Annotated in this window: 13 protein-coding genes; 7 read left to right on the top strand and 6 right to left on the bottom strand. The window is 39.1% G+C overall.

Features of this window, described 5'->3' with window-relative positions:
• Window positions 1-1,899 precede the first annotated feature (1,899 nt).
• From ACPZ3T_RS27800 to ACPZ3T_RS27815, 4 genes are all read left to right on the top strand, one after another.
• Window positions 1,900-2,517 carry a hypothetical protein gene (locus tag ACPZ3T_RS27800; RefSeq protein ID WP_490272657.1) on the top strand — a complete coding sequence of 206 codons (618 nt, stop codon included), beginning with the start codon at window positions 1,900-1,902 and terminating at the stop codon, window positions 2,515-2,517.
• A 24-nt stretch (window positions 2,518-2,541) separates the two neighbouring features.
• On the top strand, window positions 2,542-2,931 hold the full coding sequence (locus tag ACPZ3T_RS27805; RefSeq protein ID WP_490272658.1) for a hypothetical protein: 390 nt from the start codon (window positions 2,542-2,544) through the stop codon (window positions 2,929-2,931).
• 275 nt (window positions 2,932-3,206) lie between these two features.
• On the top strand, window positions 3,207-3,560 hold the full coding sequence (locus ACPZ3T_RS27810; protein WP_490272659.1) for a hypothetical protein: 354 nt from the start codon (window positions 3,207-3,209) through the stop codon (window positions 3,558-3,560).
• A 64-nt stretch (window positions 3,561-3,624) separates the two neighbouring features.
• Entirely contained in the window at window positions 3,625-4,089 is a 465-nt protein-coding gene (locus ACPZ3T_RS27815; protein WP_490272660.1) for a hypothetical protein, read from the top strand.
• A 72-nt stretch (window positions 4,090-4,161) separates the two neighbouring features.
• Here the strand turns inward: ACPZ3T_RS27815 and ACPZ3T_RS27820 are convergent, their stop codons facing one another.
• The 3 genes from ACPZ3T_RS27820 to lgt all read right to left on the bottom strand — a co-directional run bounded on the left by ACPZ3T_RS27820 (window position 4,162) and on the right by lgt (window position 6,523).
• A complete protein-coding gene (locus ACPZ3T_RS27820) occupies window positions 4,162-4,515 on the bottom strand; it encodes a phenylpyruvate tautomerase MIF-related protein (protein WP_490272661.1) in 354 nt (117 codons plus the stop codon).
• Between the two features lie 134 nt (window positions 4,516-4,649).
• Entirely contained in the window at window positions 4,650-5,426 is a 777-nt protein-coding gene (gene cobM, locus ACPZ3T_RS27825; RefSeq protein WP_490272662.1) for a precorrin-4 C(11)-methyltransferase, read from the bottom strand.
• A gap of 206 nt (window positions 5,427-5,632) precedes the next feature.
• Entirely contained in the window at window positions 5,633-6,523 is an 891-nt protein-coding gene (gene lgt, locus ACPZ3T_RS27830) for a prolipoprotein diacylglyceryl transferase (RefSeq protein WP_490272663.1), read from the bottom strand.
• A gap of 297 nt (window positions 6,524-6,820) precedes the next feature.
• On the opposite strand from lgt, the gene coaD reads away from it, so the two are divergent.
• From coaD to mtnC, 3 genes are all read left to right on the top strand, one after another.
• Window positions 6,821-7,390 (top strand): pantetheine-phosphate adenylyltransferase, encoded by a 570-nt coding sequence (coaD, locus tag ACPZ3T_RS27835; RefSeq protein ID WP_490272664.1) that lies wholly within the window; start codon window positions 6,821-6,823, stop codon window positions 7,388-7,390.
• A complete protein-coding gene (locus tag ACPZ3T_RS27840; protein WP_490272665.1) occupies window positions 7,282-7,968 on the top strand; it encodes a DivIVA domain-containing protein in 687 nt (228 codons plus the stop codon). Before coaD ends, ACPZ3T_RS27840 begins: the two co-directional genes overlap by 109 nt.
• A gap of 101 nt (window positions 7,969-8,069) precedes the next feature.
• Complete coding sequence (mtnC, locus tag ACPZ3T_RS27845; RefSeq protein ID WP_490272666.1) at window positions 8,070-8,798, top strand: acireductone synthase; 729 nt, start codon at window positions 8,070-8,072, stop codon at window positions 8,796-8,798.
• Here the strand turns inward: mtnC and ACPZ3T_RS27850 are convergent, their stop codons facing one another.
• Genes ACPZ3T_RS27850 through ACPZ3T_RS27860 form a run of 3 tightly spaced genes read right to left on the bottom strand, consistent with a single transcriptional unit; the run spans window position 8,799 to window position 11,751 of the window.
• Entirely contained in the window at window positions 8,799-10,142 is a 1,344-nt protein-coding gene (locus tag ACPZ3T_RS27850; protein WP_490277391.1) for a TldD/PmbA family protein, read from the bottom strand.
• Window positions 10,139-10,315 (bottom strand): histidine kinase, encoded by a 177-nt coding sequence (locus ACPZ3T_RS27855; RefSeq protein WP_490272667.1) that lies wholly within the window; start codon window positions 10,313-10,315, stop codon window positions 10,139-10,141. Before ACPZ3T_RS27855 ends, ACPZ3T_RS27850 begins: the two co-directional genes overlap by 4 nt.
• The gene (locus tag ACPZ3T_RS27860; protein ID WP_490277392.1) at window positions 10,312-11,751 is read right to left on the bottom strand and encodes a TldD/PmbA family protein; all 1,440 of its coding nucleotides are present in this window, start codon (window positions 11,749-11,751) and stop codon (window positions 10,312-10,314) included. Before ACPZ3T_RS27860 ends, ACPZ3T_RS27855 begins: the two co-directional genes overlap by 4 nt.

Here is an 11,751-nt window from a genome sequence, read left to right on the forward strand (position 1 = left end):
ATGACAAAGGAATACTAATTCTTATTGAAGTTAATACACCAATTTGCAAATCTCATTTCCCATCTCAAGCTTGCAACTAAAAATCACAAACCATCTGCCTGATTGCTTGATCAAGTTGCTATACTAGTTATTCTTTAATCATGTACATGAGATGACCAAAAGATTTGGTTATTAATTATTGAATTGGTACTCTAGCCAAGAGTAAACTTTACAATCTAACCGAGCTTTAAAAAAGGAAAAATAGATTCTGGGACTGACTAAATTTTCATGGGAAAAATTTATTGCAGGTATAGATTCTAATCAAGGATGATCTGCTTAATCAAGCATGATACCTTTTTGGGAGATCAACAGCTTTAACATAATTAACGCGATGTGCAACTTATTTTTGAAACCCCTCTCAAACCTCTCCCCTGTAAGGAGAAGCCACTGCGTTGGGCGGGTTTCCCGACTTGTTCGCGGAGCGTTCCCGTAGGGTAGCAAGTGGCGTAGAGGCTTTAAATCTTGCTCCCCTTCCCTTGTAGGGAAGGGGTTGGGGGTTAGGTTTGAGACAAAGTTGCATACGGCGTTAATTACTAATTTGTAATGAAATAACGCCCTGCTACACTCTAAGCGCAGCTATGCCGCAGGCTTTACGTAATTTGTAATTGAGGGCGGAGTGTCAATTCCCAACTAATTCAATTACAAACGACGTTAACGGAGCAACACAAAGTCCATTTTCAGTTACGAATTATTGCAAAGTTTTGCCTACGGAAAACACGCCAAGTTGACAAAAAGGATAAAACTCATCAATATCAATACATTTGAGTAAAGAATATCTATATATATAGATGATATGTTTGAGTTTTGATACTAGTTGACTTGTGTGTAAATCCTTTTAAGCACTTCTCCCAACACTCAGCGACTTTATACCTTACTTAAGTAACTATACTAGAAATCAAGTAACTTATGTGGATATTTTTATTATTTTTATAATTTCATTATCTTTTTTTTAAAATATGAACTTCTATAACTAAGGAATATTGCAAATCATTTACAATACTTTATATTAAATCACTAATTATCCCTAAATTTTATTCTCATAAATAAAAATAAGCCATCAAAATTGCCGCAATTAACTCACCTTAACAATAGTTTTTATAGCTTGCAAATTGCTTGACAGTAGCTAAAAACTTTAATTTTATTTTGTTTGCAATCTTTTCAGGAAAGTATTTAGCTAACCATCAATTGCTGATAATTTACTTTCTAGAGTTAGCCAATTCAAGACTTCAGCATAAGTAGAACGGTGTAAATCATTAAAGGTTTGTAGTAAGGACTTTAGTCCTTATGAGAGGACTAAAGTCCTTACTACGAACTAAATGCAATTTTTTTACATTACTTTACATAGTTTGGTTTTTTCAAGTCGTTCTACTTAGTTGCATCTATTTGTGTATTCATTTAAAAAAAATTAACTTTTTGAATATCCCACTTAATCCCACAAAAACCCCCTCGTGTTTTTTGGCGATGTTCGGCAAGATGAAACTATGATGATTAACTAACTCAAAGGGTTAGGCAAGAAATCATCATCATGACTCAATTTCACATAATCAAAAAATGAAACTTATGATTATTGAAATTATGCCAAGTATTAGATTACTCAACTAATTAGCACAGGAGAGAAATTTTTTTTTGGGATGATGCAGGAGATGGAAAAGAGGAGGTGATGTAGTGCATTCTAACAAAAAATTGAGCAAAGAAAAGTTAGCGTTTGTTCTAATAATACTGGCGTTATTATCAGCACAATTCACCCAAAAAGCAGAAAAGTTTCGGGCTAAACCCTAATTTCTCTTTCTCAAGCTAGTTTAGTTTGATTATGTCAACCTACTCATTTCACAACTCTTAAAATCCTTCTTTTGCATTCAAATGTTTAAAAAACACCTACTACTATTCACTAATTATTCCTTAATATGCCTCCTAGGAATAGTTAACATTAATCTCAAAGCAGAGGCACAAACTGTTAATAACTCTGTTAATTCCCAATCTCAACCAAATCAAGAACAGAGTCTTGATAACCAACAGCGTAACTCTGCTGCCATTAATCAAACAGGAGTCTATAACCTGGGTGAGTCAGCTACTTATAAAATTCAAGGATTAGGTGGCAGAAATGTTGTGTGTCCCAGGCCTTCTTTAATATTAGGGACTTCTTTTAGCTCTTATGACGGGATTAGTTTCTCCAGTAATGCTTCTTATGCTGTCAATGCTGCCATCATTTTTCCCCTAGGCGGCAGCTTAGAAAACACTTGTAAGCAAATGGCTGCAACTATTGCTCGTAAAACTCAATATGACACAGAGATTATCAATGCTCGTGCCTGTGCTGAATTAATCAGTGCTGGTATCCAACTCAACCCTGACAGCTTTCCTACTATTTCTGCTGTCTGTCAAGGGGTTTCTATAAACAGAACTAATACAAATGAACCTAACAAATCTATCAGGTTCCAGCCTCAAGAATTACCTAAAAATGAGGCTGAAAACAACAACTAACTAATTTACAACGAGGATAAACTCATGAAAAAAGCTCTTGGTTTAGCAATTCTTGCTACCTTTTTGGCTACCCCTGTTTTAGCTGGTGAAACTTTTGTTCGTAACGAAGATTCATGGAGTAAAAGCCACACAGACACTCATTTATGGCTTAATTCTGATACTTATTCTGTGCGGGCTGAAGCATATATTTCTGTAGCTGATAAAACTTACATTGATGGTGACATGACTACTAAGTATTGTGGTAGTTGGTGTGGTTCTACAACAGTTTCTTACGAAGATTATACCCAACATAATGCTGCTTCTGGATTAGTGGGTGCATATTTTGAAACAAATCACACTAACGTTAACGGTAGTATCAAGACTAACACATATTCAGGTAGTAATGCTCACGAAACTACTGCTGGTGTTCGTTAATTTTTAATACTGCTGAATGTCAATACAAAGTATTCTAGGGTGGTTATTCCACCCTGTTACTTGTTTTGTGAAAATTCAAATATGAATTACGCAAGTGTCACAATTGATGGTTGGTGCGTGACGCTATCAGTCTTATTACGTTGCTCCAAATAAATAATGTAGAGGCGTTGCATGCAACGTCTCTACATTACAGAATAAAGTGCATCTTCATTAAGAAACGGTATCAGTTGTGTAAGTTTTATCAAAAAAATAATGCAATAGATGGGTAGGTTAATATGAAAAAAACTATTGGTTTAGTTATTCTTGCTACTTTAATTAGTAGCCCTGCTTTTGCTGGTGAAACTTTTGTTTTTAACCAATGGACACTCCGGCGGAATAGAACTGAGGAGCATGACAACATTGATATTACAATCTATTCAAACCGCCATGAAAATTACAATTTTTCTACTAACAAGATTGAGGTTGAGCGTCAAGGTGAAGAAAGTTTAAATGGTTTTACAGTTCATAATTCTGGTTCTTATGTGAAAGGTAGTTTTTACGAAGATACAAGAACTAGAATATGGGGTACGATTAATACCGTGAGAAACTCATACATTCGTTCTCAAGAAAGCAGTGCAGGTATTCGTTAATTATCAGCCATCTTAATATTTATTGTAAAAAAAAATGAAGGTGCAATATCTGCCCTGTTTTACTATGAAATATCCTATATTATTATCCGGTGTGTTATTTATCGTTTTGAGTTTTCTTTATTTCAATGATCTACCAAATGGACAAATGCCAAATTTATTTATCAACTCTGTCTCTAAGCAGTTGAATCAAAATATTCCTGGAAATATACAGATTCAGCCGAGAAAGTTACCAAATGAAACCAGTCCTAATGAAATCAGGGAAGAGTTATATGACTCTATATCTGTGGGTATGACTTATAAGCAAGTGATTGCCATTATCGGCTGGGATGGTGTTTTAATTTATGAAAATGATATTGATACTGCTGATGGAAAAATTCATGAGCAGGTTTATCAGTGGAATAATCAAGGTATTTATACAAATGAAAACAATGATCATAAATTAGGCGATCGCAGTATATACACTAGCATCAAACTGCGGTTTCAAAACGATATTCTCGTCAATAAATCGTTTGTGACTCTCAAACCCTAGGGGAGCGATCGCTCTTTTGCTATGCTGGAAATTGAATCAACCCAGCATCTTCAAGAAACTGGGTTAATAAATCTAACCAAAAGTTGAGCCATTCCAGCCCCACATTGTACCCTTAGCATCCGCAAATTCAATGTAAATGCGATTTTGGGGAACTCCGAGAGTTTGATTAATCTGCTCACAAAAATCCTGGCTCATAGCCTCAGTTTGATTCGGCTTCATTGTGCCAATGCTTTTAATTTCTATATAACAAACTGGTTCTGTTGTACCAGCAAAAGTCATAGGAATTTCTGATTCAAAAGCAGTCATTACATAAGATTCCGGCTTGCTCAAATGTTTAGCTAATTTAGCTGACAGATTTTTGAGCATTGTCTCAATTTCAGCTTTTTCGGGCGCAGATGCAGAAGTTTGGACTTTAATTAAAGGCATAGTGTCAATTCAAAATTCAAAATTCAAAATTCAGAATTTAATATTAACCCAAGACGCGATTAATCGCGTCTCTACAACAAGGATGAATATTAATTATTTTCCCATGCCCCATTCCCCATGCCCCATGCCCAATTCTATTGACGAAATAGACGAGTATATTCAGGATCATATAACCGCGATCGCCCTTTTGCTTCAGATAATGCTGGGCTAATTACATATAACGTTGTCCGCACTAAATTTTCTTGCTGGGTACACTCTGCCATTTGCTGGAGAGGTACAACCCTAATTTTCTCATCAGGCCAGCCGATGCGGAAGCAAATCGCCACAGGGGTATCTGCTGCATAGTGTTCTAATAATTTGGCTTGGGCTGTTTCTACGTGACGCGCACTTAGATATAAACACAAACTCGCTTGATGGGCTGCTAAGGAGGCTAACTCTTCTGTGGGTGGAACTTCTGTGCGTCCGCTAATGCGCGTTAAAATTATGGTTTGCACCACACCAGGGACAGTTAACTCAACATTGAGTTTAGCGGCTGCGGCTTGAAAAGCACTAATACCGGGGATGACTTCAAAGGAAATCTCAGCCTCAGCCAGAAGCTGCATTTGTTCGTGGGTTGCACTGTAAAGACTCGGATCACCTGATTGCAGACGTACTACAGATTTTTGTTGCGATCGCACCCGTTCTATAATTAGCGGTAAAATCTCTTCCAGAGTTTTATCAGCTGTAGGAATAATTTCCGCATCTTCCCGACAAAACTGCAAAAGCTCTTGAGGAATTAGAGAATCAGCAAATAAAATCACATCTGCCACAGCCAGCAATTTTTGAGCCTTAACGGTGAGTAAATCTGGATCTCCGGGGCCTGCTCCCACAATATAAACCTTCGGTTCTAAAAAATTTTGATCAGCTTTCATACCAAAATTTCAACAAAGCATCAGTAATTACCACGATATATTCCCATCTTCAAAAAATTTTTTGGGAATTTGCTCAGTATCTTTCCGGATTACCTCTATAGGAGTAGTAGAGAGAAATGGTAGATGCACCCTGGTTAAGCCCTGGAGATTACTCTGGGGCATTTTTTATTTTTGGGCATAGGGCAGAAAAATTCAAAATTAAAGAATTATTCTCCCCCTGCTCCCTGCTCCCTGCCCCCTGCCTCTTTCACGGGAGAAACGACATCAGGTAATTGACGTTTAAACAGATAAAGCCATACTAAACCGGCTAATCCTAGAGTTACGCCAGTGAGGCTGACAACTTGTGCAATTCTCAAGGGGCCGAGCATTAAGCTATCAGTGCGAAGTCCCTCAATCCAAAAACGTCCCACACTGTAAGCTACCAGGTAAACCATAAATAACGTACCGACCCGTAGGCGTGACTTACCCGATACCCCGCGAAAGAATAAAGTCAATAGCAAACCAAAAACCATGAAATCCCAAACAGATTCATACAGGAAAGTGGGATGAAAATATTCAGAACTAGCTAACTCTGGAGGGCGGCGTTCTGGTGGAATGTAAAGTTTCCAAGGTAAATTAGTAGGACGACCAAAAGCTTCCGAGTTAAAGAAATTACCCCAACGCCCGATCGCTTGTCCTAAAATCAGCGAAGGCGCAACTAAATCAGCTAATTGCCAAAAGGAAACCCGTTTGAGCTTGGCAAATATCAACGCTGCCAAAGTACCGCCAATAATTGCCCCATGAATTGCTATACCTCCTTGCCAAATAGCGATAATCCTACCTGGATTTTGGGCATATTCCGACCATTCAAATAAAACATAATAAATTCGGGCGGCTGGAATTGCGGCAATTACCAGCCAAATTGATAAATCGCTCAGTAAATCTGGGTTAACATGACGGCGTTTCGCCAAATACTGAGATAGACTAACACCAATTAAAACAGCAGCAGCAATTAATAAACCATACCAGCGAATAGTAATTGGGCCGATTTCCACCAAAATAGGCCCAGGGGAAGTAAATAAAAAAGCCAAAGGCAAAGCACAAAAATCCAGTACCATGTAAAATTCCCTAACTAAATAGCCAAAGTTGGATACTCATTAATCCATAGTCTTAACAATTCAAAATTCAAAATTCAAAATTCAAAATTAAAGACAGTTGGAGCCGGAGATTTAAACCCTAACTCAAGTGATACTACGTGTAGACGTAGGAGTCGTTATTAATTTCTCTCCCTTGTCCCCCTTGTTCCCCTTGTCTCCCTTGTCTCCCTGCCCCCTACCCCCTATCCCCCTGCCCCCTGCCCCTCTACACCCCTGTTTCGATATAATCTCCTCAATAACTTTGATACATTAAATACTGTGATTGCTATTTATCCCGGTAGTTTTGATCCCATCACCCTAGGACACCTCGATATTATTCAACGTGGTAGTCGCCTGTTTAGGCAAGTGATTGTTGCTGTATTGCGAAATCCCAATAAAACACCACTGTTTAGCGTACCTCAACGCCTAGAACAAATTCGTCTGGCTACAAAACATCTATCGAATGTAGAAGTAGACAGTTTTGATGGTCTAACGGTGAATTATGCCCAGGAACGCAAAGCAGAAGTTTTGTTACGAGGTCTACGAGCTATTTCTGACTTTGAAGTAGAACTACAGATGGCACATACTAATAAGACACTTTCTACCCAAATCGAGACAGTTTTTTTAGCAACATCAAATGAATATAGTTTTTTAAGTAGTAGTGTGGTAAAAGAGATTGCAAGATTTGGTGGTTCAGTCGATCATCTTGTCCCCCCTCAAATTGCCCTAGATATATACAAATGCTACAACCACAAGTATCCAATAGCGAACCCAATCGCAACGGAAGCTATCCCCCAGAGTATACCAACGGAATCTCCCCCGGAGAAATTCCCCAAACAGGAAGTGTAGACATTCAGGAGGAACTCGATAGGTTAGAAGAAATCATGTTATCTAGTTTCCGTATTCCTCTAACGGGACGGACATTAGTAGATGAAGAAAAATTATTAGAACAGTTGGACTATATTCGGGTTTCCTTACCGTCAGTGTTTGAGGAAGCAGCCGCAATTTTGGCACAAAAAAATGAAATTCTCTTAGAAGCAGAGGAGTATGGACAGCAACTTGTTGATGCTGCCCAAGCCAAAAGAGCGCAAATTTTGGCGGAGAGCGATATCATCAGACAGGCACAACAAGAAGCGGAAGAACTCCGCCGACAGGTGCAACAAGAGTGCGAAGCAATGATGAAAGAAACTCTCAATGAAATTGAGTTAAAGCGGCGTGCTTGTCAAGAAGAATTAGAGGAAATGCGACAAATTGCGATCGCACAAGCTCAAGAAATTGAAGGCGGTGCTGATGAATATGCCGATCATGTCTTAGAAAATATAGAACAAGACCTCAAAGATATGTTGCGAATTATCACGAATGGCAGACAACAACTGCGAGTTGATAGCCAATCACAACGCAATTCACACTCTCCGAGAAAAAAGTAAATTTTCTCATCCCCGACAAATTACCGTATATCATCCGCCCCTAAACTTATTTATGGGAATTGTAGTTTTGAATTTTGAATTAGTATTACGCCATTTTGATTATGAGCGAGCAATCTTCTGACCAGGTAAAAGTTATTTTACTGGATATTGAAGGGACTACAACCCCTGTAGATTACGTTTTTGAGGTTTTGTTTCCTTTTGCAAAAGCCCAAGTAGAATCATTTTTACAAGCTCACCTTGAGGATGAGGGAGTCAAAGCTGATCTCGAACGCTTGCGACAAGAATATGAGTCTGATATTGCCCTTGGTGTATCTGTTCCAGAGTGGCAGGAAAACTCAATGATGGCGGCAGTTGCTTACATTCATCATCTAATTGCCATTGATCGCAAATCTACAGGATTAAAATCTTTGCAGGGCAAGATTTGGGAACATGGCTATCAGGATGGTAGACTGCGATCGCAAATTTTTGATGATGTTAACAAGGCATTTGTACGCTGGCGCAATGCAGGTAAAGAAATATTTATCTTTTCATCAGGAAGTGTGCAAGCACAAAAGTTATTATTTAAGTATACAGATGTAGGAGATTTAACAGAATTTTTAAGTGGTTACTTTGATACAGAAATAGGCTCAAAAAAAGAGACTGATAGCTACCGCAAAATTGCTGAAGCTATTGGAGTTGCATCCAACCACATTCTATTTATTTCTGATGTCACGGCTGAGTTACGAGCCGCCCAAAATGCCGGGATGAAAACCCTCTTTTCCCTCAGACCAAGAAATCGTTCCTCAGATTCAGAAGGTTTTCCCATTTGTCAAGATTTTGACAACGTTTAATTACAATGTATAAGTAAAATCATTAACTAACATTCCTGGTACTAAACTACCACCTAGTTGACGATTTTCATATGTACCAACTTCCGGGATGAACTCTTGAAAATTGGTGAAATCTATTAAATTTTCTCCCCAAAAACGATAGAGACTTTCATCAAAGCGGAGGTTTTCTATAGGTGCGATAATTTCACCGTTTTCTACCCAAAAACAGGCGTAACGGGTCATACCTGTAATTCTACCAGTGGGGCGATCGCTCCAATTCAAGTAATGCAAATTTGATACATACAACCCTGTATCTAAATTCGGCAAAATTTGCTCATAATCTAAATTACCCTGACTGATTTCTGGCGCACGTAAAGTTTCGGAAATATTCGCCCCATTCGCAGTTTTTTGATATTCCTTCGCAGTGCGGGAATTAATTAAAGTATTGACTAATTTACCCTTGCTAATAATAGTTAATTCTGGGGCTGTAATTTCTCCCCATTCATTAAATCGTGGTACTAATCCCCGTTGAAAATTTTCTTTGAGATTAAATGCAGGCGATAACTGTTTTTCTTGACGTGATAAAACAGCTAAAGCACTGTTACCTTGTTGGATATCTGCTTCACCCACAGCCCCCCAAGATAACATACCCAATAAATCAGCTACAGCCGCAGGTGCAAAGTAAGTTTTGTATTGTCCCCGTGGTAATTCTTTAGGTGTAGTTGATAGTAATTTCAGTTGTTTTTTACCTTCGTTGATTTTATTTATATATGCTGCTGTATCCCAATTACTACCAGCAAATGTCCCTTTAACAGCTTGTCCAGATGGAATAAATAAAGAATAGTCTAAGTTAAAAGAATCAGTTGCAAACCAATGTTTTTGACCACTAGAATCACCATAAGCTCTAATGACAATTCCCCCTGCATATATACCAGTGAAATCTAATTCCTTAACTTGTTCTAAGATGCTTTGTACTAAAACATCTGCTGATAACAAGTTACCGATATTTATTTCTCGACTGGTATTATTTCCTGACGGTAAAACGAGGTAAGGGTCAACAGGTAATACAGTTAATTCATCTCGTAGTTCTTGCAAAGCATGATATGCTGCTTGCCAATCTGTTTCCCAATTACCAGTAAAAGGAAATTGACGGAAACTGCTACGCTGATCTGTCATCAAAGTTAATTCTACCCAGCCATCAGCCACATAACCAGTCTGGCGGACTTTGGCATGATTCAAGCGAGTAAATTGACTGCGTTCACAGTTCAATTTGATAGCAAATTCCTCATGTTCGGCTTTCTTAGCCAACAGCGTTTCTAATATTTGATTAAAACTAGCTTCTAAAGTAGATATTTCTTGTTTCATATTCGGAATTGGGAATTGGGAATTGGGCATTGGGCATGGGGCATTGGGCATGGGGCATTGGGAATTGGGCATGGGGCATGGGGCATTGGGGTAAAAACTTCTCCCTTGTCTACCTTGTCTACCTTGTCTACCTTGTCTCCCTGCCCCCTGCGCCCTGCCCTCCTGCCCCTCAATTACCTCCGCCAAAAACTTCGACGTTAGCAAATACACAAACTGGTGAGCCGTGTCCTACCCAAATAGCTTGGTTTGGTTCACCTTTCCCACAGTAAGGTGTACCGTACATTTCCCAGTTAGAATCATTACCAACTTCAATTAAACTATGCCAAAATTCTGGGGTGGTAGCTCGGTAGTTAGGGTTACGGAGGGTTTTGGTAAGTTTACCATTTTCAATTAATTTGGCATACTCACAGCCAAATTGAAATTTATAACGGCGATCATCAATTGACCAAGAACGGTTAGATTCCATATAAACGCCATATTCGATGTTACTAATCATCTCCTTAAAATTGGCGTTTCCTGGTTCTAAATTTAAGTTAGCCATACGGTCAATTGGGGCGCGATTCCAAGAGGATGCACGGGCGCAGGCTACCCCAGGCACTCCGGCTCTAGCTTGACTTTCTAAGCTCCCTAAACCCCTTTGTAATACGCCTTCTTTGATTACATATTCCCGTGTGGCAACTGCGCCTGTATCATCAAAACCATAGCTAGCATATTCACCCTCAACGGTGGGATCAAAGGTGATATTCATCAAGGGTGAACCGTAGACTAAGTTACCAAAATCACTAGTCTTGACAAAGCTACCCCCGGCGTAGTTGCGCTCATCTCCTAAAATGCGATCGATTTCTAAGGGATGTCCGACACTTTCATGAATTTGTAACATCATTTGGTCAGGGGCTAAAACTAAATTGGTGCGGGTGCTAGGACATTCTTCGGCGGTTAACAATTCTATGGCTTGTTCGCCAATTTTTTGCACCTGTCGCCATAAATTCTCTCGGTGCAACAGTTCCATCCCACCTTGATAACAATGGGCTTGCCAACCGTTATTGCTACGTTGTTGGACTATTGCCCCATCTTGAGCGATCGCGCCATAATGAGTTCCTAGAGATAAAAACTTTTGATATACTTCAGAACCATTACTGCTGACAAACCAACTCTCTTTTTGATTGCTGTTAACGTTGGCTGTAGTTTGCACAATTCTATCGTCAACTTTCAGGGTGTCACAAATCCGCACCAACAAATCATTAATTTCCCCCGGACATAAAGCATCCAATGGTTCTAAAAATGGTGAGTTATATTCACCCACGACTTTCGGACGCTCAGTCACTCGAAAAGGATAAATCCACCATTCACTAGCTGCCAGTGCTTGTTTATACGCCATTTCCGCCGCCGCTTGCAAGGATGGCAATTCCAGAGAATTAGTAGCGGCGTAACCCAGACAACCGTTAACTAAAACTTCTAGCATTGCGCCCATTGTCATAGATTTGCCATTAGCTTGAGGCAAACCATCGCGGACATAATGGTTAGCAGCCGTTTCCTTAACAACTCGAATACCGATCCAATCAGCAGGTATTTTAAAACTAGCGATCGCTTTTGTCAGTTCAGACCACAT

The organism is Aliinostoc maniaoense, from assembly GCF_058172895.1.

Bases quoted from the DNA above. Each gene is read 5' to 3' on its own strand.
- lgt (WP_490272663.1), bottom strand. From the start codon at position 6,523: ATGGTACTGGATTTTTGTGCTTTGCCTTTGGCTTTTTTATTTACTTCC.
- mtnC (WP_490272666.1), top strand. From the start codon at position 8,070: ATGAGCGAGCAATCTTCTGACCAGGTAAAAGTTATTTTACTGGATATT.
- ACPZ3T_RS27800 (WP_490272657.1), top strand. From the start codon at position 1,900: ATGTTTAAAAAACACCTACTACTATTCACTAATTATTCCTTAATATGC.
- ACPZ3T_RS27850 (WP_490277391.1), bottom strand. From the start codon at position 10,142: ATGAAACAAGAAATATCTACTTTAGAAGCTAGTTTTAATCAAATATTA.
- ACPZ3T_RS27815 (WP_490272660.1), top strand. From the start codon at position 3,625: ATGAAATATCCTATATTATTATCCGGTGTGTTATTTATCGTTTTGAGT.
- ACPZ3T_RS27820 (WP_490272661.1), bottom strand. From the start codon at position 4,515: ATGCCTTTAATTAAAGTCCAAACTTCTGCATCTGCGCCCGAAAAAGCT.
- ACPZ3T_RS27805 (WP_490272658.1), top strand. From the start codon at position 2,542: ATGAAAAAAGCTCTTGGTTTAGCAATTCTTGCTACCTTTTTGGCTACC.
- cobM (WP_490272662.1), bottom strand. From the start codon at position 5,426: ATGAAAGCTGATCAAAATTTTTTAGAACCGAAGGTTTATATTGTGGGA.
- ACPZ3T_RS27810 (WP_490272659.1), top strand. From the start codon at position 3,207: ATGAAAAAAACTATTGGTTTAGTTATTCTTGCTACTTTAATTAGTAGC.
- ACPZ3T_RS27840 (WP_490272665.1), top strand. From the start codon at position 7,282: ATGCTACAACCACAAGTATCCAATAGCGAACCCAATCGCAACGGAAGC.
- ACPZ3T_RS27860 (WP_490277392.1), bottom strand. From the start codon at position 11,751: ATGTGGTCTGAACTGACAAAAGCGATCGCTAGTTTTAAAATACCTGCT.